This window comes from Streptococcus vulneris, assembly GCF_019218685.1.
Lineage (GTDB): Bacteria > Bacillota > Bacilli > Lactobacillales > Streptococcaceae > Streptococcus > Streptococcus vulneris.
In genome coordinates, this window is sequence record NZ_JAHUZC010000003.1 from 23,433 (window position 1) to 45,484 (window position 22,052).

Here is a 22,052-nt window from a genome sequence, read left to right on the forward strand (position 1 = left end):
TCTTTTCCTCACAATTTTTCTAAGATTGCATCCCAAGCCTCATCCATCCCTGCCTTGCTGACAGATGAAAAGAGGATAAAGTCGTCACTTGGGTCAAAGTTTAATTTCTTTTTGATTGCTGATTCATGCTTGTTCCATTTACCACGAGGAATCTTGTCCGCCTTAGTCGCCACAATGATGACTGGGATCTCATAATACTTAAGAAATTCGTACATCTGCACATCATCTGCTGACGGGTCATGACGAAGGTCAACTAGACTGACCACTGCACGAAGATTTTCCCGAGTCGTTAGGTACTCCTCAATCATGCGCCCCCACTTTTCACGCTCCTTTTTAGAAACACGGGCATAGCCATAACCAGGCACATCCACAAAGCGCATCTTGTCGTCAATATTAAAGAAGTTGAGAAGCTGGGTTTTACCAGGTTTACCTGATGTTCGGGCTAGATTCTTACGGTTCAGCATGGTATTGATAAAGCTAGATTTACCAACATTTGAACGTCCTGCTAGAGCAATCTCTGGCAGTTCATCCTGCGGATAGTGGGATTTATTAGCCGCACTGAGCAAGATTTCAGCATTATGTGTATTAAGTTCCATAGTCACCTCTAGGCTGTTTCTAGGATTGGTTTATCCGTTCCATCAACAGCTTCTTTAGTGATGCGGACCAATTTCACATTTTCCTGACTCGGTACTTCAAACATGACATCTAGCATGGTTTCTTCGATAATCGAGCGAAGTCCTCGCGCCCCTGTATTCCGTTCGATGGCCTTGTTGGCAATCTCTTGAAGGGCTTCGTCGTCAAATTCCAACTCGACATCATCATAAGAAAGCAAGGTTTGGTACTGTTTCACCAAAGCATTTCTTGGTTCTTTCAAAATACGCACCAAATCATCTACTGTCAACTGTTCAAGAGCTGCAAAAACAGGCAAGCGTCCAATCAACTCAGGGATAATACCAAATTTTTGAATATCTTCTGCGATGATTTCTTGCATGTAAGAGCTGTTTTCATCAATCGCTTTATTGTTTTGACCAAATCCGATGACTTTTTCACCCAGACGTTGTTTGACGATTTCTTCAATACCATCAAAGGCACCACCCACGATGAAGAGGATGTTTTTAGTATCCACTTGAATCATCTCTTGTTGTGGATGCTTACGTCCACCTTGAGGGGGCACGCTAGCAACAGTTCCCTCGATAATCTTGAGAAGGGCTTGTTGCACACCTTCCCCAGAAACATCACGTGTGATAGACACGTTCTCGCTTTTCTTAGCAATCTTGTCAATTTCATCCACATAGATAATCCCACGCTCTGCACGCTCAATGTTAAAGTCAGCAGCCTGCAAGAGTTTGAGGAGGATATTTTCCACATCCTCACCTACATAACCAGCCTCCGTAAGAGCTGTCGCATCCGCAATTGCAAAAGGTACATTCAAGCTCTTAGCCAAGGTCTGAGCAAGGAAAGTTTTCCCCGAACCAGTTGGGCCAATCATCAAGATGTTTGACTTCTGCAAATCCACATCTTCTGACTCTTCACGCGTATCGTGGAAATTGATGCGTTTGTAATGGTTGTAAACAGCTACTGCCAAGGCACGCTTGGCACGATCTTGACCGATTACGTAGTGGTTCAAGATATGGAGAAGTTCGATTGGTTTTGGAACTTCAGACAAGTCTGCCAAGACTTCCTCAGCCAACTCCTCCCGAATAATTTCCTGGGCTAACTCCACACATTCATTACAGATAAAGGCGTTGTTACCTGCGATTATTTTTTGTACTTCTTCCTGGCTTTTGCCACAAAATGAGCAATAAACCATCATATCATTATTCCTAGTTGTAGGCATGATTTCCTTCCGTTCTATTCTATACTGTCATTCTATCTAAAATAAGGTCATGTAAAAAGCATGGATACTATTGACCAAATTGGTAAAGGCATTTAACCAGAGCAGGACAGAAAGTCCATAGCGCTTTTTACGAAAAGCCTGTACTCCTGCAAGTAAGCAGACCAAACACAGCATGGCTGTGAAAAAACCAAATATACTACGTTCCATTAGACTTCCTTTCTCTTGCGGTATTGGATGGTAAAATCATAAGGATTTTTGTCATCTTTGGTATAAGATTTGCTTGAAACCGTCTCAAAAAGAGACAAGTCAAACTCCTCAGGAAAATAGGTATCTCCCTCCACACGAGCATGAATGTGAGTCACAATCACTTCGTCAAGGTAGGGCTCAAAAGCCTGAAAAATCTGCTTTCCACCGAGAATATAGAGATTCTTGTCTTGCCCCTGATACCAGTCGAGAACAGACTGGACATCCTGAAAAGTAGTAACCCCATCTATCTTTTCTTCCGGGTTACGTGTCAAAATCAAGGTCTCCCGTTTTGGAAGCAAGCGACGCCCCATCCCATCAAAGGTCACGCGCCCCATCAAGATAGCATGATTCAGAGTTGTTTCTTTGAAGTGTTGCAGTTCTGCTGGTAAATACCAAGGCAGACGATTGTCCTTACCAATCACACCCTCTTCATCCTGGGCCCAAATAGCTACAATTTTCTTAGTCATGCTTCCATCCTTTCCACTGATAGTACTATTTTATCAAAAAACTCAAAAAAAGACTGGTTTGGAATGCGTTCAGTTTGATAGAAAAGAAGCAGGCTAGCTTTAGCCTGCTTCTCCGGTCCCTAGGACATGCGTTTTTTTGCTTCTGATTCAATTTTTTTAACTACTTCTTGAATGTTCAAGCCAGTTGTATCAAGGTAGACAGCGTCCTCTGCTTGTTTGAGAGGTGAAGTCTCACGATGACTATCCTTGTAGTCACGCGCAGCAATTTCCTCTTTTAGGGTTTCAAGGTCTGTTTCAATTCCCTTGGCAATATTTTCCTTGTAACGACGCTCTGCTCTTTCATCAACAGAAGCTACTAGAAAAATTTTCAGTTCTGCTTGTGGCAATACAACAGTTCCAATATCGCGACCGTCCATGACAATCCCACCTTGCTGGGCAATCTCTTGTTGGAGAGAAACTAGTTTCTCACGAACTTCAGGAATTGCCGCAATAGCAGAAACATGATTGGTCACTTCATTTTCACGAATAGGATGAGTAATGTCCACATCTCCTACAAAGACAAGTTGTTCTCCAGTTTCTGAGCGCCCAAAACTGATTGGATGCTGGTCCAATAAGGCTAAAAGTTCCTCAATCTCTTCCACTCCTAACTGGTGTTTCAGAGCCATATAGGTCGCTGCACGATACATAGCACCTGTATCTAGATAGGTGTAACCAAAATCCTTAGCAATAATCTTTGCGACCGTACTCTTACCGCTTGAAGCTGGACCATCGATAGCAATTTGAATTGTTTTCATATCAACTCCTATTTGATTTTGATAACATCACCTGGATTAGCAAACCAAGACCCTGTAGCCATATGCCCAGGATTCAAGGCCTCTAGCTGAGCAATCGAGATTCCTGCACGAGCGGCAATGGCTGCTTCTCCTTCTCCAGCCATAACTTTTGTAGTTCCTTCTGGATCAGTTGGATGTTCTGAGCTACTAGATGACTCTTCTACCTTCTCCTCTGAACTAGAAGATGCCTGCTCTGAACTACTACTAGAAGTAGAAGAAACTTGCTCTACTTTTGTATCTGAATCGTGAAAATCTTTCAAGGCTGCTGTGCGATTACTCCCTCCACTTGAAAGGTAAATCAATACTATTATCATTGCTACAACAATCACGAAAAAGAGACTAGCTAGAATCGTCAAAACACGATTTGCAACAACGCCTGTACCTTTTTGATTACGTTGATGTCGTTCCGTTCTCGTCTGTTCTTCCTGATTCTCATAAATATCTTCTTGCCACGGTTCTTTTGCCATACCTTACTCCTTGTTTTTTTTTACTTTTCTTATTACAATATAAATATGAAAATCACACTTATACCTGAACGTTGCATCGCCTGTGGGCTTTGCCAAACTTATTCTGAATTATTTGATTATCACGATAATGGAATCGTGCGTTTTTACGATGACCCTGACCAACTAGAAAAAGAAATCTCTCCTAGACAGGACATCGTAGAAGCTGTTAGAAACTGTCCGACACGTGCCTTGATTAAAGATTAACTCTAATATCAACAAGAACGTTCCACTTCTTCTAGTTTAGCATATTTCCATGCAAAATTATAGTCTTTTCTCTTTATTTTTTTCTGTAAAATCAGGAAGGTCACTTTTTTCTTTGACGAGATAAAGTGGTCTTTTTTTAGTCTCTAGATAAATCTTACTGATATACTTGCCGAGAATCCCAATGGTCAAGAGTTGAATCCCACCAAGGAAGAGAATAACAGCCATCAGAGAGGTCCAACCTGACGTCGGATTGCCCAAAATGAGGGTCCGAACCACAACAAAAAAGGTCATTAGTAGAGAAATAAAACAAGATAGGAGACCTGCCACAAAGGCTATAATCAAGGGAAAATCTGAAAAGTTAACAATCCCTTCAATAGAGTAGAAAAAGAGTTGCCTAAAACTCCAACTGGTCTTGCCAGCCTGCCTTTCGACATTTGGATAGTCCAGATAGTGGGTTTTAAACCCCACCCAGGTAAAGAGCCCCTTTGAAAAACGATTGGACTCGGTCAAAGCTAAAATGGCATCCACTACAGATCTTCTCATCATGCGAAAATCACGGACACCTGACGGCAGGGCTACTGGACTAATTTTTTGCATAAGGTGGTAAAAGAGATTAGCACAAAAACTGCGAAAGAAGGGTTCTCCCTCCCGACTAGTTCTCCTGGTCCCAACACAGTCCAAGTCTGTATTCTGGTCTAGTAAGGCTTTCATCTCAAGCAACATACTAGGAGGATCTTGGAGGTCTGCATCCATCACCACCACTAGATCTCCTGTCGCATATTGCAAGCCTGCATACAGAGCTGCTTCTTTACCAAAATTTCGCGAGAAAGAAATATAATGCACTGCTGGATTTTGCTCCCGATAGGTCTTTAAGAGTTCCAAGGTCCCATCACTTGATCCATCATCGACAAAGACATACTCGATTTCTGTTCCCAAATCTGGAAGTAAAGCTTCCAAAGCCTGATAAAAAAGAGGAAGTACTTCCTCTTCGTTTAAACAGGGGACAATGATTGACATCACCATCTTAGTCTTCAAATCCATTTGGATGCTTACTTTGCCAACGCCATGCGTCTTCACACATTTGGGTGATGCCGAGTTCTGCTTCCCAGCCCAGTTCTGCTTTGGCTTTTGCAGGATCTGAATAGCAGGCTGCGATATCCCCTGGGCGACGGTCTACAATGCGGTAAGGAATTGGACGTCCCACTGCTTTTTCCATATTTTGGATAATTTCAAGAACTGAGTAGCCTTTCCCTGTTCCAAGGTTATAAACGTTTAGGCCTGAACCTTTTTGGATTTTTTTCAGAGCTGCAACGTGACCTTTGGCCAAATCAACAACATGGATATAGTCACGAACACCAGTTCCATCTTCCGTATCGTAATCGTCTCCAAACACTTGCACTTGCTCTAATTTCCCAACGGCTACTTGAGTCACATATGGCAAAAGGTTATTTGGAATACCGTTTGGATTTTCTCCCAAATCTCCGCTCTCATGAGCTCCGATTGGGTTAAAGTAACGAAGCAAGACCACATTCCATTCTGAGTCTGCCTTGTAGATATCCGTCAAAATTTCCTCTAACATGAGTTTAGTGCGGCCATATGGATTGGTCACTGAAAGTGGGAAATCTTCCAAGATTGGCACTGTATGAGGATCTCCGTAAACTGTCGCAGAAGAACTGAAGATGATGTTTTTACAGTTGTTTTCTTCCATGGCTTTCAAAAGGCTGACAGTTCCTGCGATATTGTTGTCATAGTAGGCAAGAGGGATACGGGTTGATTCGCCAACAGCCTTCAAGCCAGCAAAGTGAATGACCCCTGTTGGTTCTTCTTGTTTGAAAATGTCTCTGAGGGTATCTGTATCACGAATATCTGCCTCATAGAAAGGCACTTCAACTCCTGTGATTCTCTCAACAACTTCTAAACTTTTTCTGTTACTATTAACAAGGTTATCCACCACAACAACCTGATGACCTGCTTGGATTAACTCAATAACAGTGTGAGTTCCGATAAAACCTGCTCCACCCGTTACCAAAATCTTTTCTTGCATCTTCTTTCCTCGATTCTCGGATTATTTTTTCTTATTTTACCATTTTTGATAGGGAATGTCATTTGCCATCCTAGAGGGGAGGCTAAAATTTCAGTAAAATTCTTATTCTCTTTGAAAATCTCTTCAAATCACGTCAACGTCGCCTTGCTGTAGGTAGAGTTACTGACTTCGTCAATTCGATCCACAACCTCAAAGCAGTGCTTTGAGCAGCCCGCGGCTAGTTTCCTAGTTTGTTCTTTGACTTTCATTGAGTATTATTCGCTTTTTACTCGTTTGACATAGTTTTCAATTGGGTAGTTTAGAGGGTCCAAGGTCAACTCCTTGTCTTGGATCAGTTGAGCTAGATGGTAACCAATGATAGGACCAGTTGTGAGGCCTGATGAACCTAGTCCACTGGCTGCATAGACACCTGACAATTCTGGAACCTCTCCAAAGAAAGGAGAGAAATCACTGGTATAGGCACGGATTCCCACTCGTTCACTTCTGGAAGTCGCTTCCGATAAAGCAGGATAGTGGGGCAAGGCCACCTCCTCCATTTGTTGGAGTAAGGTTTCATCTACCGTCAAATCAAATCCCATGTCATTTTCGTGGGTAGCGCCTAGGGACAATTTCCCACCTGCAAAAGGAATTAAATCCCACTCCCCTTCTGGCATAACAACAGGGTATGATTCCATATCTTGGGCAAGTTGATAATCTCGTAATTGCCCTTTCTGAGGACGAACATCTACATCATAACCCAAGGGTTCTAATATGTGACCCAACCAAGCTCCCGTCGCTAAAATAACCTGATCAAACACCTCTTCACCAATCTTGTAACCTGATGCTAAAGGTGTCAGAGTTACTTTTTCTTTGACCAGCTTGACCTGACTGGATTCTAGCAAACAAGTCACTAAAAGTTGGCCATCTACTCTCGCTCCACCAGAAGCATAGAGCAAGTGATCAAATCCCTGCAAACCAGGGAATAATTCATTAGCTGATGCTTGGTCCAGAATGGCTAATTGCCCTATCAAAGGAGATTCTTCTCTACGCTGGAGGGCTAGTTGATAGAGTTCTTCCAACTTAGTTTCATCCTTTTTCAGGAGAAAGACTCCCGAACGCTGGTAAAAGTCGATTTCTTGTCCTGACTTCTCTAAATCAGCTAATAAATCCACATAAAAGTCAGCCCCCAAGCGCGCCATTTTGTACCAGGCTTTATTGCGGCGTTTGGAAAACCAAGGGCTGATAATTCCTGCTGCGGCCTTGGTAGCTTGACCTTGTCCATGGTCAAAAACGGTCACCTCTAGGTCACTTTCTTTAGAGAGGTAGTAGGCAGCTGTTGCACCTACAATCCCTGCTCCGATAATGGCAACTTTTTTCATTGTTTTCACTTTCTAACTAGATATGGTGGAAAGGATTGGTCGATGCTTGACTAGGTACAATATCGATAGTCCAGCCTTTTTCAGCCTCCCATTGAGTAAGGAGTGCAGAAATTTTTTCCACAAAAAGCACTTCAATATAGTGACCTGGGTCCAATGCCAGTAACCCATCAGACAACATATCCTGGGCAGTGTGGTAGTAAATATCACCAGTGATATAGACATCCGCTCCTTTAGCTAAAGCATCCTTATAGAAAGACTGCCCGCTACCACCACAGATGGCCACTCTTGAAATAGACTTCTGCAAATCACTCTCTTGATAATGCACCATTCGAAGGCTATCTAAACCAAAGACTTGCTTGACATGTTGGGCCAATTCCCCAAATGTCTGAGGCTGAATAGTTCCAATACGACCAATTCCACGTTCTGGACCTGTCTCCTGTAGATAGGTCGTTTCCTCGATACCTAGCATCTGGCAGAACCAGTCATTGAGGCCATTTTCAACGATGTCAATGTTGGTATGGCTGACATAAACTGCAATGTCATGCTTGATGAGATCAATGTAAATCTGATTTTGTGGACGGCTAGCTACCAAATCCTTGATGGGACGGAAAATAGGTGCGTGCTTAACGATAATCAAGTCTACACCCTTTTCAATGGCCTCTGCCACCGTCTCTTCACGAATATCCAGAGCAACCATGACCCTTTGGATATCCTTGTCTAGAGTTCCAATTTGCAGACCACGACTGTCTCCCTCCATGGAAAATTCCTGAGGGCAAAAGGCTTCATACGCGTTAATCACTTCACTTGCTAACATGGAGCACCTCCTTGATGGCTTGAATCTTATCTACTAGAACTTGACGTTCTTCCAGATTTTTGTCTGGGATTTGTCCAAGGGCAAACTCTAGCTTAATAGCTTCTTTTTGCCATTTTTGGACAAAGACTGGGCTGACTTCTTTGGACAAAAAAGGACCAAAGCGGACATCGCTGGCTGATAGCTTCATTTGTCCTGCTTCCACCACCAAAATCTCGTAAAACTTGCCAGCTTCTTCTAAGATGCTTTCGGCTATAATCTGAAATCCGTTGTCTTGCAACCAGATACGCAAGTCGTCTTCACGATTATTAGGCTGGAGGATCAAACGCTCTACATTAGCTAACTTGTCCAAGCCTTCTTCTAAAATCCTAGCAATCAAACGACCTCCCATGCCTGCAATGGTGATGACCGACACTTGGTCTGCCTCTTCAAAAGCTGTCAGCCCATTGGCTAAACGGACTTGGATTTTCTCCTTTAGGCCGTGCGCCTCAACATTTTTGACTGCAGATTGGTAGGGACCTTCCACCACCTCACCTGCAATGGCGCTTTTGATTTGGCCTCTCTCAACCAACTCGATAGGCAGATAAGCATGGTCACTCCCCACATCTAGTAAAATAGCCCCTTGGGGCACAAAGGAAGCCACCAATTCTAATCTCTTTGAAATCATCTTCTCTCTCTTTCCAAAACTCTATTACCTTTTATTATACCACATTTCAGCTGGCAATCTTGTACCTAAAAAGACCGCAATCCACAGATTGCAGCCTTTCTTTATTTTCTGGCTTGATAGCGACTAGTCAGGATGAAAATCACCGTAAAGACCAACATCATGAGACCATAAACAGGTAGTGTTTGTCCTGTTAAGGTTGAAATTTCAAGCAGTTTTTGAATTCTTGGGAAGAGAGCTGTGGCTAGGAAGCCTCCTACTGACCAAACAATCAAGAGGACACGCCATAGGGTAAATGGCATGCAGGCTCTAAATACAGATAAGAAACCAATTGACCCCAAGAGATAATAGAGGAGGGTTGAGATTTCTATCTCAGACCAACCTTGACTACTTCCAAATATTTTCACAAAAAGAACGCTGAACACAACCATGAGAGCACTTGGTAGGGCACGAAGCATGGATCTTCTGAGGAAGTTTGGCTCGACAGGTTTGATATTTCGCTCAAAAGTCAGAACGAATGGTGGGAAACCTTCCACGAACTGGTCAATCATGGTAATCTGGATCGGAATGAAGGGGAAAATCAAAATCCACTCAGACCGACCTAGTAAAGCACTGGCAATACAGATGACCGCTAATATGAATGAATAGATGGTCTTTATCAAGAAAATCGGGGCGATGTGGGCAATGTTATTGACCACCCGACGACCTTCAAAGAGAATTTCAGGAACATCATTAAAGTCTGAGTTCAAGAGAACCAGATTGGCAATCTGACGAGTCGCGGGATCTCCCTCAGCCATCACGATAGAACAATCCGCCTCACGAAGAGCCAGAATATCATTAACTCCATCCCCTGTCATAGCTGTTGTATGACCCGCTTTTTTCAGTGTTTGGATGATGAGTTTCTTTTGATGAGGGGAAACACGTCCGAAAATCGCAGTCTCCTCCGCCATAGCAACCAATTCCTCATCCGTAATTTTCGAGCAATCGACATAGCTGTGGTAGTCCGCAAAACCAGCCTTCTGGGCAATGCTGGATACCGTAACTGGATTGTCACCAGAGATAATCTTGAGCCCCACTTCCTGAGAACGGAGATAGTCCAGCGTCTCTGCTGCTCCCTCCCGAATCGGGTCCAAGATTTCCAGCAAGGCTAGAGCCTGAATATCAGATGGTTTCTGTGGCTTGTGATGGTCTAATTTCTCCTGACTGAGAGCTAAGACTAAGACACGTGAACCTCTCTCCAAGGCCTCTCTGGCTTCTGGTACCTCAGAATCCAGCAACATCTCAGGTGCACCTAAGAAAACTGTTCCCAAATCTTCTAACTCCATGGCTCCCCACTTGCGGTCACTTGAGAAAGGCAGATTGGAAATCATAGGATGAGCAACTTCTCCCACAAAACGCTGGCGAATAGCTTGCGCAGTTGGATTTTTATCCTCACTGTGAGCTATGTAGCTGGCTAAAATGCTGGCAATGGTCTCTTCACCATAAGTTTCCGTCAGTGGAAGAACAGCCTCCACCTGCATCTTCCCTTGGGTGATGGTGCCCGTCTTGTCCAAACAGAGCATGTCCACGCGCGCCAAGGTCTCAACAGAGTACATCTCCTGCACCAAGACCTTTTTCAAGCCCAACTTAATCACTGCAGTCAAGAGCGAAGTAATGGTCAAGAGGGCAATTCCCTTAGGCAACATTCCCAGAAGGGCTGTCGATGAATTTACAACGGACGACTTAAGAGGCAAGCCTTTTAAAAGCAAGGCTTCTAGCAAGAGAGCCAGACCAAAAGGAATGATAATCTTCCCAGTAAAACCAGCTAACCTGTCCAGCGATTTCATGATACGAGAGTTGATTGGTTTAACGGTCTTGGCTTCCAGCATGAGTTTGGAAGCATAGTTGTCTACACCGACATGGTGAACTTGAGCTAAAACTGCCCCACTGGCTAGGAAACTTCCTGACAAAAGCAAGGCATCCACTTCCTTTTGCACCAAATCACTTTCCCCCGTCAACATGGCTTCATTGACTTCCGCAAAGCCTTCCAAAACCAAGGCATCACTAGGAATCTGCTCTCCTGCAGACAAACGAATGACATCTCCTAACACCAATTCTTCAGGATTCAGAGCCACTTCTTGGCCATCACGAATAGTCTTGACCTTTTCCTTGGTCATGAGATTGAGCTTGTCCACCATGTGTTTAGCCCGCAGCTCGGTCACAATCCCAGAAAAAGCGTTAAAGCAGATAACAGCAAAGAAGACCAGATTGCTCCAAGCCTGCACAAAGGCAAGGGCCAAAGCAATGGCAAAGTTCAAAGCGTTAAAAAGGGTAAAGACATTTCGTTTAACGATTTGCCAAGTGCTAGTACTTGCCGATGCGGTAAAATCATTGACCAAGCCCTTAGCCTGTCTTTCCTTGACTTCTCTTTGGGTTAATCCCATAATCTTATTTTTATCCATAAATTCTATCATATCATTTTTTCTAAAAGAATTCTAATCTCATCCCAAATATGGACCTGGTCAAGGGAAAAGTTTGCCAGCCCTCCTTTGATAAGGTATAATAATAACAAGAAAATAATCGAAGGAGATCGCATGTTTTATACTTATTTACGTGGATTGGTTGTCTTGCTCCTATGGTCCATCAATGGCAATGCCCATTATCATAATACTGATAAAATTCCTAATCAAGATGAAAATTATATTCTGGTTGCCCCTCACCGCACTTGGTGGGATCCAGTTTACATGGCTTTTGCGACCAAGCCAAAACAGTTTATCTTTATGGCCAAAAAAGAGCTCTTTACCAACCGTATCTTTGGTTGGTGGATTCGTATGTGTGGTGCCTTTCCTATCGACCGGGAAAATCCTAGCGCTTCTGCCATCAAATACCCTATCAATGTTCTCAAAAAAAGTGACCGCTCTCTCATCATGTTTCCAAGTGGGAGCCGTCACTCAAACGATGTAAAAGGTGGCGTAGCTCTGATTGCCAAAATGGCCAAGGTCCGTATCATGCCGGTTACCTACACAGGTCCCATGACCTTGAAAGGCTTGGTTAGCCGTGAGCGTGTCGATATGAACTTTGGAAATCCAATCGATATCTCCGATATCAAGAAAATGAATGATGAAGGCATTGAAACAGTAGCCAATCGCATTCAAGCAGAATTCCAACGTTTGGACCAAGAAACGAAACAATGGCACAATAATAAAAAACCAAACCCACTCTGGTGGCTTATCCGCATCCCTGCCCTCATCCTTGCCATTATCCTCGCTATCCTAACCATCATCTTTAGCTTTATCGCAAGCTTCGTATGGAATCCAGATAAGAAAAGAGAAAAACTTATTTAAATAAATACAACAATCCCTTGGCAAAAGCCAAGGGATAAATCTTTTATTCGATTTTCCATTTTTGAGCTAACCAGTTAGAAAAAGCTAGAAATCTCTCATCCACTTGTTCATGATGCCCATAAGGGTCAAAGACAAACTGACAGTTCGGATAGTGTTTCTGAAGACTGGTATGGATCTGCTCAGCATAGACTGGTGCTTGAGCCAAGCGATTAGTATGGTGTGCTCCTTCTGTTTGACCGTTCTGTAAATACAGCAAACAGTCCAAATTTTTCACTGTCTCTGTCTTGCAGTAAGTCACAAAATCAGGATACCAAAAGGAACCGCAGATCGAAAAGACACAGGAAACCTTGTCAAAGCTGAAAAGACTGTAGACTGCCGCTAAACCACCTAGTGAATAACCTCCATAAGCAAGGCGTGCTTCATCCAGGCGATAAAGCGACTGCAACTTGTCTAAAAGACCTCCAAATAAATGATCATGATAGACGTTGGCCTGACCTCCAAACTCTGGAGCTCCATCTCTCAGAGCAGCTGCCTTCCAAGGAGTGTAGTCATCTAGGCGATTTTTAGAGGTCAATCCCACTAAAATCACAGATTCGGAAAGGGACGATAGGAAGTCCAAGTTTCCATCATTCAATAAAATTGCCGGATAGATTTGATTGGGGTCGTAGTTAGAAGGAAGGCTGATTTTAACTTGAATTCCTTCCCAATCAAACTCATTATTTATTGATAAAGTCATTGATTTTCTCAAGGGAATCAATCACTGCTGGACCATAGTCCATCAATTCATCGTAAGAGATGGTCATGATTTTTTGATTCTTAATAGCAGGAACGCTTTCCAAAACAGCATTTGCCTTCATCAACTCTACTGCTTTTTCATCCAATTTTTTATTGCGGTCGCTGGTTACATAGATAATCAATTCAGGATCCATTGACACGAGATTTTCCAAGGTCAAGCCTGATGTACCCGTAGCAACGTTTGTATAACCAAGTTGGTTCAGCAAACTTTCTTGCAAAGCAGACTTGTAGGCACCGAAGGTTTCATCATTATAGGCAACCATAATCAAAGCCTTTTTCTTTTCACCTTGACTTGCTGGGTTTGCTTTCTTAACAGCATCAATTTTAGTTTGTAATTGGGATGCGTATTCATTAGCCTTGTCCTGAACATTAAAAATCATGCCAAGATTTTTGACATCTTCTACGATATTCCCCAAATCTTGCTGAATTGTAGAGAGAGAAGCTTTTTGCGTATAAATTGGGATTTTGTTTTCATTCCAAGCGCTAACTGTCCCCAAGGATTTTTCAGAAAACATCATGTTTCGCCCCATCACAGCGTCCGGCTCATAAGAAAGGACTGTCTCTTGTGAGACTGTTTTTTTATCCCCAATTTGAGGAATCGTCGCAATCGCGTCCTTGTATTTGTCCGTCACAGCATTGTCTGGATTGAGCATGCCAACAATTTTATCCTTCAACCCCAACTCCAATAAGATTTCAGTGGTTGAAAGATTGTTGGTGATAACTTTTTCAGGTGCCTTGTCAAAAACTTGTTCGACTTCATTTCCTTTAGCATCATAGGTTTTGATAGTTAGCGGATAAGTCGTCTCTGCTTTAGCCTTTTGACTTGTCTCTGTGCTAGATTGTGTGGTAGCTTTTTCTGTAGTAGTGTTACCACAAGCTGCCAAAGTTAAGGTAGCTACTGTTACGAGTAAAATGCTTAGTGTTTTTTTCATTTTGTTTTCCTTTTCATTCTTATAAATAGTGAATCATGGCTTGCTGGTCCTCGGTCCAAGTCACCTGACTTTGAACTCCGTATACAGTTTGCAATGACTCAGGGGTGATGGTCTCCTTTGGAGTCCCTTGGTAAAGGATTTCTCCCTCTTTCATCAGATAGAGATAATCCGAATAGCGACAAGCAAGTTGAATATCATGTAGGACAGCTAGAACATTGACCTTGAGCTCCTTCACAATAGCCAACAAGTCTAGCTGATACCTGATATCCAGGTGATTGGTTGGTTCGTCCAGGAGCAAGAGAGTCGGTTCTTGCGCCAAAGCGCGGGCTAGTAAGACTCGCTGTTTCTCTCCCCCTGACAGGGACGAATAGAGACGAGTTTTCTTCTCAAGCATATCCACCTTGACAAGAGCATCTTGAACGAGGGCATAATCTCTTTCCCTTTCCTTCTGTAAAAAAGAGAGGTGGGGAGTTCTTCCCAGCAAGACGATTTCTTCAACTGTACAATCAAACTGCAATTGATTAAACTGAGTCACAACTGCCATTTGCTTGGCTGTTTCTTTGAGTGACCAATGTTCCAGTGGCTTTCCATCTAGGCTTATCAAGCCTTTGTCCGCCTTTTCCTGACGATAGAGGAGTTTAAGTAGACTGGTTTTCCCGCTTCCATTTGGTCCTAGTATCGTGTGAAATTGATGCTCCTCAACCTTAAGAGAGACTCCTTTGAGGATTTTTTTCTCTCCTAGTCCAAAGTGGATATCCTGACAAATCAAGTCCATATCAGACCCTCACCTCCCTTCGCCGACCTCCAACAATGTAGATGAAGAAGGGAGCACCTACTAAGGCTGTGAAAATACCAATAGGAAGCTCTGCGTTTGGAATGATGATACGAGAGAGTACGTCTGCCCAGATGACAAAGAGGGCACCTAGCAAGGTTGCAACAGGAAAAAGCCTCTTGTAATTCGTTCCTACTAACCCTCGAGCTAAATGTGGAGTAATCAGACCGACAAATCCAATAATCCCACAGGTTGCCACTAAGACTGCTGTCAGCACAGCCACCATGGTCACATAAAGATACCAATAAAAGCGTAAAGGAATCCCCAAAGTTAAAGCAGCCTCATCTCCCATCATCATCGCATTGAAAACACGATACTGAGTAGAGAAAAATAGAAAGGCTATTCCTACTACTATAGTTGGCAGGACCAAGTCTGCCCAGGAAGTCCCAGCGAGCGAGCCCATGGTCCAAAACTTAATGGTCATCACGCTATCCGCATTAGCGCCAACTGAGATAATAAAGTTGGAAAAAGCCAGAAAGAGAGCGCTGACCACCGTTCCCGATAAGATTAGACTAGAAATCGTCATCCTTCCCTGCATAGAGGCAATGATGAGGACAGCAATTGTTGCCAAAATAGCTCCAAGAAAAGCTCCAAGGCTAATCATCACTTTTAAACCAAGAATGATGCTCAAGGTTGCCCCTAGAGTTGCACCCGCAGAGATGCCTAAGACATAAGGCTCAGCGATGGGATTGTTCACTGTAGACTGCATCACGCTACCACACATAGAAAGGCCTGCTCCTACTATCAGACCTAACAATACTCGAGGGAATCTCATGTTCCATACAATGGCAAGAGTAGACTTAGAAACCTCTCCTATCTCAAGAGGAAATCCTAACCTGCTCAAAATAATCCGATAGGTATCTCCTAGATCAATCGCAACAGATCCCATTGAAACTGCTAGAAAGAGAGAAATCCCTAAAATACCTAGCAAAATAACTAAAAGTAACACAAATTGCTGGTCTTGTCGGCTTCCAGAAAATTTGGAAAGCATGCAAACCTCCTTTGATAGAATCTTAAAAATTTAGAAAATTCTCATGAAAAGTATACCATATTTTCAACAATGGAACAAGATGAGAACAAATGAATATAGTTGGTTTTATAGTGCTAGGAACCGTAAGTAAAGATAATACTTGAGTATATCGAGGTAAGGTGACAACGTAAAAAGCCCTCTGAAAATAGAGAGCCACCTGTTTATATAATTAGTGAGAATCTTTATGTCACCAATTCTCCCACTGGGTTTCGACTTTCACCTCGCCATAGTTGCTTGGTGAGTACTTACTGTCATAAATCGAGCACCAATCTTTCAGAACTTTCTGATTTACGATTTCGTCGTAGTAAGAATCCAAGTCCTTAGCAGTGATACCGTACTGTTCTAGGTAGGATTTCACCTGAGCTTCGTCTTCAATATAAGTTTCCGTATCTGCTTTCTTTAAACCTATATTCACAAATTTTTTTAAAACACGATCCTTACGAGTATAGTTATCCCATATTCTAACTCTAACATTTGGCCCAATTCGTTTTTCAAATGAGATTGAACTTAATTGTGTTTTTGTAGTAAAATTAAAACCAATTTCGATTTCAAAATACTCTTCTGGGGTATGGTCATTATTATAAGTTCCAAATGGATAGTATTTAGAATATTCTCCATCACTTGGCCAATCCGGTCTAATTTCAAAACCTTCTATATTTCTTAAAATATTATTTGAACGATAAGTCTTCTCTGTCTCCTGATAAATTTCATCAAAAATGTTTTTAGGTTGATGGATAAAAAAGTAGAAACAGGATAATACAATTAGTAAGATTAACGCTACTAAACCGAGGATTTTCTTCATCTTATCACCAATTCTCCCACTGGGTTTCGACTTTCACATCACCATAATTGCTTGGTGAGTACTTGCTGTCATAAATGGTACACCAATCTTTCAAAACTTTCTGGTTGACGATTTCGTCGTAGTAAGAATCCAAGTCCTTAGCAGTGATGCCGTACTGCTCTAGGTATGATTTTACCTCTGATTGCTGATCAATATATACTTTGGAATTATTTTCTTTTTTTATTATAGTAACTTCTTTACTCAAAACACCTAATTTATAATTGTAGCTTCCCCATACTTTTACACTAACATTAGAAGATAGTCTTCTTTCAGAGTAAATGAACAAAACCTTTTGTGAGTTTTGAAAATTAAAACCAATTTCTATCTCAGAATAATCTGACGGTATTTTCTCTTTGTTGTATAATCCGAACGGAGTATACAAAATATTGGGGTCATCACTTGGCCAATCTGGTCTGATTTTAAACCCATCTATATGCCTTAAAATATTATTTGACCGATATGTTTTCTCCGTTTCTTGGTAAATTTCATCAAAAATGTTTTTAGGTTGTTTAGGAAAAAAGTAAAAACAAACTGATACAAGTAATACAATTATTGTTAAAACACCTAGTATTTTCTTCATGCTATCACCAATTCTCCCACTGGGTTTCAATCTTGACATCGCCATAATTGCTTGGCGAGTACTTGCTGTCATAAATCGAGCACCAATCTTTCAGAACTTTCTGGTTGACAATTTCGTCGTAATGTTTGTCTAAATCTTCTTTGGATATGTTATATTTTTTTAAATATTCTCTTATTTTTTCTTCATCTTTGAGGTACTCTCCAGCCTTTCTTGGCTCCTCTATAATTGCAAGTTCTTTCTCTAGAGTCTTACTCTTAATATTGTAATAACTTAAATACCACAAAGAAAACTTTGAATTAACTTTCCACTCAAACCAAATAAACATTCCTTTGTTTATACTATCGAAATTAAACTCTATTTCAGTCTCGGAATAATTTTCAGGAAGATAATTATCAATGTAAATTACCTTGGGAGTATACTTTCCTGTTCCCTGCATATCTTTATCATATATTTCATACTTATGTACTTCAACATCTTTCAACTGGTTAAAAACATTGTTTCCAAGATAAGTCTTCTCCGTCTCCTGATAAATTTCATCAAAAATGTTTTTAGGTTGTTTAGGAAAAAAGTAAAAACAAAATAATACGATTATCACAAATAAAGCTACTAGGCCTAGGATTTTCTTCATGTTATCACCTTATCACCAATTCTCCCACTGGGTTTCGACTTTCACATCGCCATAATTGCTTGGCGAGTACTTGCTGTCATAAATCGAGCACCAATCTTTCAGAACTTTCTGGTTGACGATTTCGTCGTAGTAAGAATCCAAGTCCTTAGCAGTGATACCGTACTGTTCTAGGTAGGATTTCACCTGAGCTTCGTCTTCAATATAAGTTTCCGTATCTGCTTTCTTTAAACCTATATTCACAAATTTTTTTAAAACACGATCCTTACGAGTATAGTTATCCCATATTCTAACTCTAACATTTGGCCCAATTCGTTTTTCAAATGAGATTGAACTTAATTGTGTTTTTGTATCAAAATTAAAACCTATTTCGATTTCAAAATACTCTTCTGGGGTATGGTCTTTATTATAAGTTCCAAATGGATAATATTTAGAATACTCTCCATCACTTGGCCAATCCGGTCTGATTTCAAAGCCATCTATATTTCTTAAAATATTATTTGATCGATAGGTTTTCTCCGTCTCCTGATAAATCTCATCAAAAATATTTTTAGGTTGATTGATAAAAAAGTAAAAACAAGATACTACAATTAGTACAAATAACGCTACTAGACCGAGTATTTTTTTCATAATCATCCTCCTAATCTGCCACAACTTCTAAGCGATTTAAAAACTTGGATACACCTGGATATTTTCTTTCAATATATGCTTTAAGAGCATCCTCACCATCTAGCTTAATATCTGTTGGTCGCAAACTATCATAAATAGTATCTCTGACTGTATCCCAATCCTTATTCTCTTTCTCTCTGAGAGGAGTCTTTTTGAAGGTCAGCATAGTAAGAAGAGATAGCTTGGTCATAGGATTGCCCCTTTTGCATCCGGCCTATAAGGTTGACCGAATCTAGGTCAGCCTTGTAGTCATCCTCGCCAATACTTGGCTTCATATCATTAGCGTTAAAGGTCGTGTCTCCCTCCCAGCCTGAAAGGTCCTTGACACGCTCTCTACCACCATAGAGATCGGATAACTGAGCTTGATTAGGATTTAGATGAGTCGCCATGGTAATGGACTGATGGGTAAAGTCTGCATGGCCTATCACCAATTCTCCCACTGGGTTTCAATCTTAACATCGCCATAGTTGCTTGGTGAATACTTGCTGTCATAAATCGTGCACCAATCTTTCAAGACTTTCTGGTTAACGATTTCGTCATAGTCTTTCTCTAATTCTTCTTTAGAAATATTATATTTTCTGAGATATTCTCTTATTTTTTCTTCATCCTCTAGATATTGACCTGGTTGCCTTGGTTCTTCAAAAATCGCAATCTCCTTTTGAAGGACTTTCTTTTTTATATTATAGTGAGCCGAATACCATAGGGTAATATCCGAATTAATCCTTTTTTCAAAAAGAATCGTCATTCCTTTAATACCTGAACCAAAGTTAAATCCAATACTTATGTCTTTATAACCTTCAGGATGAGTTTGATACTTCCCTGAAGGGGTGTATGCAAAATATTCTCCATCATTAGGCCAACCTGGACTAATTTTAAACCCATCTATGTTTCTTAAAATATTATTTGTACGATAGGTCTTCTCCGTTTCTTGGTAGATTTCATCAAAAATATTTTTAGGTTGATGGATAAAAAAGTAGAAACAGGATGATATGATTATTGCAACTAAAGCTAATATACTCAGTGTTTTCTTCATTAACTTTTCCTCCTAGTCTACCAAGGCTTCTAAGCGATTTAAAAATGTGGATACTTCTGGGTATTCTTCCTCAATATACTCTTTAATAGAAACCTCACCTTTTTTTAGTATATCCGCCGGTACTAGGCTAGAATAGATAGTACCTCTTACCTTTTTCCAATCCTTATTTTTCAAGAATTCTCTTTCTCTCTGAGAAGAGTCTTTTTGAAGGTCAGCATAATAAGAAGTTATAGCTTGGTCATAGGATTGTCCCTCTTGCATACGGCTGATAAGGTTGACCGAGTCTAGGTCTGCCTTGTAGTCATCCTCGCCAATACTTGGCTTCATATCGTTTGCATTAAAGGTCGTGTCTCCCTCCCACCCTGAAAGATCCTTGACATGCTCTCTACCGCCATAGATGTCGGATAACTGAACTTGATTAGGATTAAGATGAGTCGCCATAGTGATGGACTGGTGGGTAAAGTCTGCGTGACCTGCTCCATTGTTAGAGTAGGCCTTCAGTTTGCTATCCCAAAATTGGTCAAAGTTACCCGTATCACCATAAATCCCTTCATAAGTACTTTTATAGGAATCATAATGGTTAGTTCCATTTTTTCGATCATATTTCTTAATTTGATCTATATTATCAGATTTCCCACCCGCCATCTCATGCTGCAATCTAAGATTATAATACAGTTCTTTGGCCTTTTCTTCTTTCAATCCCAGTTCTTGAAAGATTTCAAGAATTGGTTTCAATGTTCTCAATTTTTGGCCTGTATTCGGATCACTCACAAATTCTTTATAAAAATAATGCCACAATCCACCTGCCGTTTCGTTCCACTTAAAGTCATCATAGTTGGCGGCACCGACGACTCGCAAAAAGATATAGTCACGAAACTCTTGACTTGAGGTTGGGAACTTCTTATCTATCCCTTGCTTGATGGTCAAGAGCTGTTGGGCTGTCTCTGCGTCAAATCCGTACTCTGCCATCATGGTCTGAACAAAGGCTTTCTCTTGACGACTGAGTTTCATATCCTTTGTGTCAGAATAGGCAAATAGGTAGTTGGCCCAAGTCAGGTCAGATGGGACTTTAAAGACCCCTGTCTTTGCATCCCAACTCGTTTCAATCTGGGCCAGTCCGCGACTCAGTTGCACATCGATACTGTCTAGTTCATCGAACAGTCCTCCTGAATAGCTATCATAGGCGCGCAGGTCTCTCAAAATCGTTTCATAGACGCGTTTATTGGCATGATGTCCTCGCATGAGTTCCACATTACTGCGTCTCAATCTTCCCTTTTCTTCACTATCCATGGTCAAGCTAGAAAGGGTTTGGTTGACTTCATCTAGATAGGCAATCATTTGCTCTTCCTGGCGGATCTTATCAAGTAGATCATCCTCCCGCCAACTCTTGCTGTCGACCATCGTTTGGTAGTCTTCTGGTAATTTCTTGATAGCTTGAGAGAAGGTCTCGGCATAGAGTTGTCCCCCTTTGCTCAAGGGTAATAAGACACTTGCAAAAAAACTTCTAGCCGAATTATAAGCATCGCCCTTTAGACTCTCTGTATCCTCTGAAAACTTTTGAATGGCTGATTGCAAGTCTTGATAAGCCTCCACCTGAGATTGACACATGGTTGCTACACTCGAACTTTGTAGTTGTGATTGTTCTAAGTACATATCAATGCCCATGTCGTTTTTCCTCCTCTCTTTCTAGTTCTTTGCGTCTTTCATAGTAGACCGCATCCAAGTCTCCCTCTAACCGGAACTTTTCTTTTTTCAAATCATCCATGCGGTAGCTGAGGTTCTCAAGAATTTGGTTTTTAAGTTGGTTTCTTTGTAGGAGTGTTTCTTCCAACTGTCCTGCATATCGGCTCTGATAGGCCGCCTCCCACAAATCATTTTGATAACGGTGACTAGCTCTATCATACCCTTCAAAGGTTTCTATCAGTTCTTTGGTGCGATATTTCTCTTTTCCATTGTCTTCTAGCTGGTACAAGAGTTCTCGCTCTCTTTTCTTCAACTCATCCAACTTGCTCATGCATGACTCCTAAAACCATTGGCACCCGCTTCATCTAACGCCTCAAAATCACTCGCTATAGAGTGCAGTCGTTCGGAAGTCAGGGTGACGGCTGCCGAAATCTGACTAGCTAGATTTTGAGACTTTGTCAGACATTGATGGGCTTTGTTATTCCCTTGAAGGGTCGTTCGATCATCTTGACTAGCCACAGCAATTGCTGTTAACGATTGACAAGCATTTTTCAGCTGACTCGCATATGTTTGCGCAATATTTAGATCACTTTTTACTGTTGACATGACTGTTTTATCCTTTTTCTCAATCCCTTGTGATAGGTTTACTTTATTTAGCTATATAGACCTATTATACCATGTTTTGAATGCAAGCCCTAATTTATTCTATATTTAGATAATAAAATAGTTTTATATCTAA

At 41.3% G+C, this 22,052-nt stretch carries 27 protein-coding genes; 2 read left to right on the plus strand and 25 right to left on the minus strand.

The window, feature by feature from the left end; all coding sequences use genetic code 11:
• Positions 1-8 precede the first annotated feature (8 nt).
• The 6 genes from yihA to KUA57_RS03375 all read right to left on the minus strand — a co-directional run bounded on the left by yihA (position 9) and on the right by KUA57_RS03375 (position 3,850).
• A complete protein-coding gene (yihA, locus tag KUA57_RS03350; protein ID WP_000422605.1) occupies positions 9-596 on the minus strand; it encodes a ribosome biogenesis GTP-binding protein YihA/YsxC in 588 nt (195 codons plus the stop codon).
• A gap of 8 nt (positions 597-604) precedes the next feature.
• Positions 605-1,837: an ATP-dependent Clp protease ATP-binding subunit ClpX gene (gene clpX, locus KUA57_RS03355; protein WP_218493618.1), complete on the minus strand. Its 1,233-nt coding sequence runs from the start codon at positions 1,835-1,837 to the stop codon at positions 605-607.
• Positions 1,838-1,873: 36 nt separating this feature from the next.
• Positions 1,874-2,044, minus strand: coding sequence for a hypothetical protein (locus KUA57_RS03360; RefSeq protein ID WP_045612102.1), 171 nt, complete (start codon positions 2,042-2,044; stop codon positions 1,874-1,876).
• Entirely contained in the window at positions 2,044-2,550 is a 507-nt protein-coding gene (locus KUA57_RS03365) for a dihydrofolate reductase (protein WP_218493619.1), read from the minus strand. The genes KUA57_RS03360 and KUA57_RS03365 overlap by 1 nt, the downstream gene beginning before the upstream one ends.
• Positions 2,551-2,669: 119 nt before the next feature.
• A complete protein-coding gene (gene cmk / locus KUA57_RS03370; protein ID WP_042750775.1) occupies positions 2,670-3,344 on the minus strand; it encodes a (d)CMP kinase in 675 nt (224 codons plus the stop codon).
• Between the two features lie 8 nt (positions 3,345-3,352).
• Positions 3,353-3,850, minus strand: a complete 498-nt coding sequence (locus KUA57_RS03375) for an SAG1386/EF1546 family surface-associated protein (protein ID WP_125448157.1) — start codon at positions 3,848-3,850, stop codon at positions 3,353-3,355.
• Between the two features lie 45 nt (positions 3,851-3,895).
• Here KUA57_RS03375 and KUA57_RS03380 point away from each other — a divergent pair, with 45 nt between their 5' ends.
• The gene (locus tag KUA57_RS03380; RefSeq protein WP_185756814.1) at positions 3,896-4,093 is read left to right on the plus strand and encodes a ferredoxin; all 198 of its coding nucleotides are present in this window, start codon (positions 3,896-3,898) and stop codon (positions 4,091-4,093) included.
• A gap of 57 nt (positions 4,094-4,150) precedes the next feature.
• Here the strand turns inward: KUA57_RS03380 and KUA57_RS03385 are convergent, their stop codons facing one another.
• The 6 genes from KUA57_RS03385 to KUA57_RS03410 all read right to left on the minus strand — a co-directional run bounded on the left by KUA57_RS03385 (position 4,151) and on the right by KUA57_RS03410 (position 11,411).
• The gene (locus tag KUA57_RS03385; RefSeq protein ID WP_250646307.1) at positions 4,151-5,116 is read right to left on the minus strand and encodes a glycosyltransferase family 2 protein; all 966 of its coding nucleotides are present in this window, start codon (positions 5,114-5,116) and stop codon (positions 4,151-4,153) included.
• Between the two features lies 1 nt (position 5,117).
• On the minus strand, positions 5,118-6,137 hold the full coding sequence (gene galE, locus KUA57_RS03390) for a UDP-glucose 4-epimerase GalE (RefSeq protein ID WP_001156552.1): 1,020 nt from the start codon (positions 6,135-6,137) through the stop codon (positions 5,118-5,120).
• Positions 6,138-6,391: 254 nt separating this feature from the next.
• Entirely contained in the window at positions 6,392-7,495 is a 1,104-nt protein-coding gene (locus KUA57_RS03395) for an NAD(P)/FAD-dependent oxidoreductase (RefSeq protein WP_185756816.1), read from the minus strand.
• A 16-nt stretch (positions 7,496-7,511) separates the two neighbouring features.
• Positions 7,512-8,309: a Nif3-like dinuclear metal center hexameric protein gene (locus KUA57_RS03400; protein ID WP_218493621.1), complete on the minus strand. Its 798-nt coding sequence runs from the start codon at positions 8,307-8,309 to the stop codon at positions 7,512-7,514.
• On the minus strand, positions 8,296-8,973 hold the full coding sequence (locus tag KUA57_RS03405) for a tRNA (adenine(22)-N(1))-methyltransferase (protein WP_218493622.1): 678 nt from the start codon (positions 8,971-8,973) through the stop codon (positions 8,296-8,298). The genes KUA57_RS03400 and KUA57_RS03405 overlap by 14 nt, the downstream gene beginning before the upstream one ends.
• A gap of 101 nt (positions 8,974-9,074) precedes the next feature.
• The gene (locus KUA57_RS03410) at positions 9,075-11,411 is read right to left on the minus strand and encodes a cation-translocating P-type ATPase (protein WP_218493683.1); all 2,337 of its coding nucleotides are present in this window, start codon (positions 11,409-11,411) and stop codon (positions 9,075-9,077) included.
• A 132-nt stretch (positions 11,412-11,543) separates the two neighbouring features.
• Between KUA57_RS03410 and KUA57_RS03415 the strand changes: the two genes are divergently transcribed.
• Positions 11,544-12,293, plus strand: a complete 750-nt coding sequence (locus KUA57_RS03415) for a lysophospholipid acyltransferase family protein (RefSeq protein ID WP_125448160.1) — start codon at positions 11,544-11,546, stop codon at positions 12,291-12,293.
• A 43-nt stretch (positions 12,294-12,336) separates the two neighbouring features.
• On the opposite strand, the gene KUA57_RS03420 is transcribed toward KUA57_RS03415, so the two are convergent.
• The 13 genes from KUA57_RS03420 to KUA57_RS03480 form a co-directional block, all read right to left on the minus strand.
• Positions 12,337-13,029 (minus strand): alpha/beta hydrolase-fold protein, encoded by a 693-nt coding sequence (locus KUA57_RS03420; protein ID WP_218493623.1) that lies wholly within the window; start codon positions 13,027-13,029, stop codon positions 12,337-12,339.
• Positions 13,010-14,020 (minus strand): ABC transporter substrate-binding protein, encoded by a 1,011-nt coding sequence (locus KUA57_RS03425; RefSeq protein ID WP_125448162.1) that lies wholly within the window; start codon positions 14,018-14,020, stop codon positions 13,010-13,012. The genes KUA57_RS03420 and KUA57_RS03425 overlap by 20 nt, the downstream gene beginning before the upstream one ends.
• A 19-nt stretch (positions 14,021-14,039) precedes the next feature.
• Entirely contained in the window at positions 14,040-14,795 is a 756-nt protein-coding gene (locus KUA57_RS03430; RefSeq protein ID WP_125448163.1) for an ABC transporter ATP-binding protein, read from the minus strand.
• A 1-nt stretch (position 14,796) separates the two neighbouring features.
• Positions 14,797-15,843, minus strand: coding sequence for a FecCD family ABC transporter permease (locus tag KUA57_RS03435; protein WP_218493624.1), 1,047 nt, complete (start codon positions 15,841-15,843; stop codon positions 14,797-14,799).
• 226 nt (positions 15,844-16,069) lie between these two features.
• Positions 16,070-16,684, minus strand: a complete 615-nt coding sequence (locus KUA57_RS03440; protein WP_218493625.1) for a TipC family immunity protein — start codon at positions 16,682-16,684, stop codon at positions 16,070-16,072.
• A gap of 4 nt (positions 16,685-16,688) precedes the next feature.
• The gene (locus tag KUA57_RS03445; protein ID WP_218493684.1) at positions 16,689-17,303 is read right to left on the minus strand and encodes a TipC family immunity protein; all 615 of its coding nucleotides are present in this window, start codon (positions 17,301-17,303) and stop codon (positions 16,689-16,691) included.
• A gap of 4 nt (positions 17,304-17,307) precedes the next feature.
• Positions 17,308-17,931: a TipC family immunity protein gene (locus KUA57_RS03450; protein ID WP_218493626.1), complete on the minus strand. Its 624-nt coding sequence runs from the start codon at positions 17,929-17,931 to the stop codon at positions 17,308-17,310.
• A gap of 12 nt (positions 17,932-17,943) precedes the next feature.
• Positions 17,944-18,558, minus strand: coding sequence for a TipC family immunity protein (locus tag KUA57_RS03455; protein WP_218493627.1), 615 nt, complete (start codon positions 18,556-18,558; stop codon positions 17,944-17,946).
• A 161-nt stretch (positions 18,559-18,719) separates the two neighbouring features.
• Entirely contained in the window at positions 18,720-19,025 is a 306-nt protein-coding gene (locus tag KUA57_RS03460; protein ID WP_250646308.1) for a hypothetical protein, read from the minus strand.
• Entirely contained in the window at positions 19,022-19,630 is a 609-nt protein-coding gene (locus tag KUA57_RS03465) for a TipC family immunity protein (RefSeq protein WP_125431265.1), read from the minus strand. Before KUA57_RS03465 ends, KUA57_RS03460 begins: the two co-directional genes overlap by 4 nt.
• A 12-nt stretch (positions 19,631-19,642) precedes the next feature.
• Complete coding sequence (locus KUA57_RS03470) at positions 19,643-21,295, minus strand: T7SS effector LXG polymorphic toxin (protein ID WP_125448183.1); 1,653 nt, start codon at positions 21,293-21,295, stop codon at positions 19,643-19,645.
• Complete coding sequence (locus tag KUA57_RS03475) at positions 21,285-21,644, minus strand: DUF3958 family protein (protein ID WP_000039827.1); 360 nt, start codon at positions 21,642-21,644, stop codon at positions 21,285-21,287. The genes KUA57_RS03470 and KUA57_RS03475 overlap by 11 nt, the downstream gene beginning before the upstream one ends.
• A complete protein-coding gene (locus KUA57_RS03480) occupies positions 21,641-21,919 on the minus strand; it encodes a TIGR04197 family type VII secretion effector (protein WP_070479865.1) in 279 nt (92 codons plus the stop codon). The genes KUA57_RS03475 and KUA57_RS03480 overlap by 4 nt, the downstream gene beginning before the upstream one ends.
• Positions 21,920-22,052: the final 133 nt, after the last annotated feature.